Consider the following 3904-nt stretch of genomic DNA (forward strand, 5'->3'; position numbering starts at 1 on the left):
GTCAAAACTCCTTTTCTTTCTCTCAGGTGTTCTCCTTTCCCATAGATCTTCGAAGAACCCCTTTTGTAGACCTATCGAATTATCATCGTCTACCTCCCTGCCTTCTCCTGCCTCGATGCCTTCGCCTGCTTTACTTTCGTCTCGTCGCCTTGCTACCTACCTCCCCTACTATCCTATTATATAAAAATTAAAATATAATATACATATATATGTATATTTATAAAATTTAAAATTTCTTAAAAATTAATTTTTGTGATGTATGTATAATAGAATATTTTGGTGTGATAAATAATATATAATAATAATAATAATAATGAAAATAGTGAGGTGTGTGAAACAAAGTGCTTGATATGTCAAATAATTTTTAAATTAATACAAGAACAAAGTTTGGATGCTTGGCCTGCGAGGTGGATAAAATTACTATCCTAAAAGAGATTTGGTGCCTCTTCTCATGCATAGAACGATTGGACCTCTCATTCTCCTCCAAGATATAATTCGGAAGTCAACACTTCAATGCTCGACAATGGCACGATCTTGAACGGATACTGATCAGACTTATCTTCAACCCAAAATATAAAAAATTAAGAAACTAAGAGAGAGCTATCAGAAATTTTAGAAGAGTGGGAAAGAAATTTTGAAAATTTTTTTTAGATGGATGTATGCCTGGGGTTGAAGACTATTTATAAGCTTAAAACCTCAAACAATTTCCCAAAAGACCCCCAAATAACCATTAAAATATTTAAAATCAGAATTAATTAAAAAATATAAAAAATAGCCAAATGCACAATGACCCTGTGCGAAATGGGCCATGGCCTGGCCCATGCACGATGCCCATGCGTTCGGCTAGTGCACCGTGCGGCCCTCTTATGGTGCTCATGCACTGGGCCAACAGTGTGCTTGCCTGCATGTGACGTGTACACGAATCACATGTGCATTGGGTGTGGGTGGGGAGAAATTATTTTTATTTTCTTTTATTTAAAGGTAAGGTCAACATATCTTTGGGTCCAAACTCTATTCCCCCTCAAGTGTTCTCCTTTCCCACGGATCTCTGAGAATCGCCGAATAAAGAGAGAGAGAGAAAAAAAAAACCAACCTATGAGTGAAAAGGCCTTACCTTTCAATTTGTTCCATTTTCTTTTATTTTCCTCCAATTTTTTCTCTGCATTTTCTATCCTGAGAAGTCTTAATCAGGTGGGAGGCCGCTATCCCTATTTTTTCCATCCCGAGCCCACTTTTCCCTAGTTTTTCCTTAGTTTTTTTCCATCCCAATCGGGTGGGAGGCCGGTCCTTGAAAGGGAAGCTTAAACAATGGCTAGGGTTTTTTTGGTTAAGTATATAATTTATACATAAGAGTTGAGTTTAAAAATATATATAATAAGGTGGGAGGCCTGGAGTGGCTAGCTAGGAAGCTCAAACGATGACTAGGATTTTTTTTATTCAACTAAGTGATATAAATATATTAAAAAATATAAATATATTAATAATTAATATATTTATATTTTTTTAATATATTTATATCACTTAGTTGAATAAAAAAATCTAGTCATCGTTTAAACTAACTATATTTTTTAAACTCAACTCTGTAATATAAAGTACTTAACCAAAAACCTAGCCATTGTTTAAACTTCCTAGGCCGGCTCCAGACAAATAAATGATGATGAAAAATAGGGATATTATATTTGATTAAAATAAATAAACTGAAGAATAAGAAATGGAACAATTAGTAGAACACTTTCACTCATGGGTAGTTTTTATATATATAACATTGGCATTCAGAATCAAACACTTGAAGTAGTTACAGACTAAAGGAATGATGATATACTGCCCCAAATAAAGAAGATAAAAATATTTCTCACCCACTGCATATGCCAGGCAAACCTGTGGCCCGTGCATGAGAACACCATAGAAAACATCAATGCTAGCAGCAGCGCTATGAGCAATATTACATGGAGCGTAACCCATTACTTCTGTGATAAATGTCGCATTTAATATTTTATATTTTAGTGGGCTGATATTTTAATGGTGCTGAAATTCTTTGAAATTTAGTGATTTAAACATAGAAAGTCTTCAACCCGAACAAAATTTTCAGGCCTCTACTCTTCCTGCGATAACTCTCTCTTAGTTTCTTAATTTTATATTTTGGGATGAATAATTAAATCGTGCTCCGTTCAGATAGATATGAGCATTGAAGTGTTGACTAGAATTATATCTTGGAGGAGAATGAAGTCAATCGTTATGCATGGAGAAAGTGTACAAATCTCTTTTAGGATATTAATTTTATCCACCTCGCGAGCCAAAAACATCAAACTTTGTTAGCAGCGTAATTTAAAAATTATTTATTTATATCAAGCACTTTTATTTCACTTACCTCACTATTTTCATTATTATTATTATTATATGTATTTATCGCATATATTCTATTATACATCACAAGTCAATTTTAAATTTTAAATTTTATAAATATACATATATATGTATATTATGTGCAACCACATATAATAGAATGGTAAAGATAAATAACTAAGCATTTAAAACAAAAATAAAAACAGTATCAAAAACAAGAAGAACTGAAGAAGAAGCAAACGATATTAATCAATCCACAAGCAGTAAAAAAAAAAAAAAAAAAATCTGTGTACTTCGTTCAATTTACGTATTACTTAAAATAATTTTTGAAGCTTTCAAAATAACATCATAATAAATAAAATATTAAAAGATCAAATTACTTATTAAAATAAATAATTTGATCTTTTATGGCTACATTTATTATGATGTTATTTTGGAAAGTTTTTCAAAAAATTATTTTACATTTTAATAATCTAAATATATTTCTACTAATTGAGATACAATAAAAACACTTATCCAAAACCATTTTTTATTTGATAAAGGTATTTTATCATACAAATTTTATTTATAAGTTTCCTTTGTTTTTATTTTTGAATAAACTTTTTATTTTAACTAAAAAAACACTTAATAAAACAACAAATTATTTATTTTTCATCAATTTTATTTACATCTTATTTCATTTTTACAAAATTCCCAACTTTAAAATTACTTTTTTTATTTTGCATGACTACCTTTTATCCAACTAAAAAACCTATAAATATTAAAGTTTTGTCATTCAATTAATTCAAAAAAATATTTTTTGCTATAATATTAATGTCTTATAAATTATAAAATAAAATGCTTATTGTATTAACACAATTTATAAGACTTGACATTATAACAAAAAATCATGCACGAATTAGATGACAAAACTTAATATTTATAAGTTTTAATTGAATAACAAAAATATTTCCGTTAGGAATTTTTGTAAAAATGAAATAGAATGTAAATAAGTAGTGAAAAATAAATAATTTTATTAAGTGTTTTTAGTTAAAATAAAAGTTTATTCAAAATAAAACAAAGGAAACTTATAAATAAAATTTGTATGATAAAACTCTGCTATCAAATAAAGAAATGGACATTTTTATTACTATCTCAATTGTAAGTATTTAGATTATTAAAATAGTAAAGATATTTTTGAAAACTTTCAAATGTATCATAATAAATAAAATATTAAAAGATCAAATTGCCAGAAATGAAATAATTTGATCTTTTATTTTTATAGTAAAATCTTATCTGGTTCTTTGATGTTAATTAATTTTTGGTATGATTATCAATAGCTTGATTATAAACTAAAACATGAATTACAAAATTTAGTATATAAATTGGCTTGATTTTGAAGCAATCATGATAATTGTTTAAGTAATACGGATTTTGATATAAGTAAATTGTAATTAATTATGATGAAAATCCATTTCCTGTTAAATGTTTAGTACTCCTTCTGTCTTGATCGAGCGCGCTGCACAGGCAAGCAGCTAGCTTCAATATAAGCAATGCGAAAAAGATCTTGTGGCCCGGACAG

The organism is Areca yellow leaf disease phytoplasma, assembly GCF_041920595.1.